Below are 1221 nucleotides of genomic sequence, written 5' to 3' on the forward strand. Positions count from 1 at the left end.
TGACCTGCTCCCCGTTGATTAGTACACCCCGATGTTAGTAATGTCTTCATAAGCCACATGAGGACATCCCCATGAAGAAGCGTTTTTCCGACGAACAGATCATCAGTATTCTCCGCGAAGCCGAAGCTGGGGTACCCGCCCGTGAACTCTGCCGCAAGCATGCCATTTCCGATGCCACGTTTTACACCTGGCGTAAGAAGTATGGCGGTATGGAGGTGCCTGAAGTTAAGCGCCTGAAGTCGCTTGAGGAAGAGAACGCCAGACTCAAGAAGCTGCTTGCCGAAGCCATGCTGGATAAAGAGGCGCTTCAGGTGGCTCTTGGGCGAAAGTACTGACGACAGACCAGAAGCGGGAAGCCGTGATGTTGATGTGTGATGCGACCGGTCTGTCGCAACGTCGTGCCTGCAGGCTTACAGGTTTATCCCTGTCGACCTGCCGCTATGAGGCTCACCGTCCGGCTGCTGATGCGCATTTATCAGGGCGCATCACTGAGCTGGCACTGGAGCGCAGGCGTTTTGGCTACCGTCGTATTTGGCAGTTGCTGCGCCGTGAAGGGCTTCATGTTAATCATAAGCGCGTGTACCGGCTTTATCACCTCAGTGGCCTGGGCGTAAAACGCAGAAGACGTCGTAAAGGGCTGGCAACAGAACGTCTGCCGCTGCTCCGTCCGGCGGCGCCCAATCTGACCTGGTCGATGGATTTCGTCATGGACGCACTTTCCACCGGTCGCAGGATCAAGTGTCTTACCTGCGTCGATGATTTCACAAAGGAATGCCTGACGGTCACTGTTGCCTTTGGGATTTCAGGCGTTCAGGTCACGCGTATTCTGGACAGCATTGCACTGTTTCGAGGCTATCCGGCGACGATAAGAACTGACCAGGGGCCGGAGTTCACTTGCCGTGCACTGGATCAATGGGCCTTTGAGCATGGTGTTGAGTTGCGCTTAATCCAGCCGGGCAAGCCAACGCAGAACGGATTTATTGAGAGCTTTAACGGACGATTTCGCGATGAATGTTTGAATGAGCACTGGTTCAGCGATATCGTTCATGCCAGGAAAATTATTAATGACTGGCGGCAGGATTATAACGAATGCCGCCCGCACTCCACGCTGAATTATCAGACACCGTCTGAATTTGCAGCGGGCTGGAGAAAGGGTCATTCTGAGAATGAAGATTCCGACGTTACTAACTGAGTGTTGTATCTAATCGTGGGGGCAGGTCA

1 protein-coding gene is annotated in these 1221 nt (G+C 53.6%); it reads left to right on the plus strand.

The features are described from left to right. Positions 1–71 precede the first annotated feature (71 nt). A protein-coding gene (locus tag N6G83_RS54340; protein WP_087451024.1) for an IS3-like element ISSen4 family transposase occupies positions 72–1192 on the plus strand; the annotation gives its coding sequence in 2 pieces (ribosomal slippage) (positions 72–330 and positions 330–1192; 1122 coding nt in all). Positions 1193–1221 lie beyond the last annotated feature (29 nt).

The organism is Serratia sp. PL7 (genome assembly GCF_945957435.1).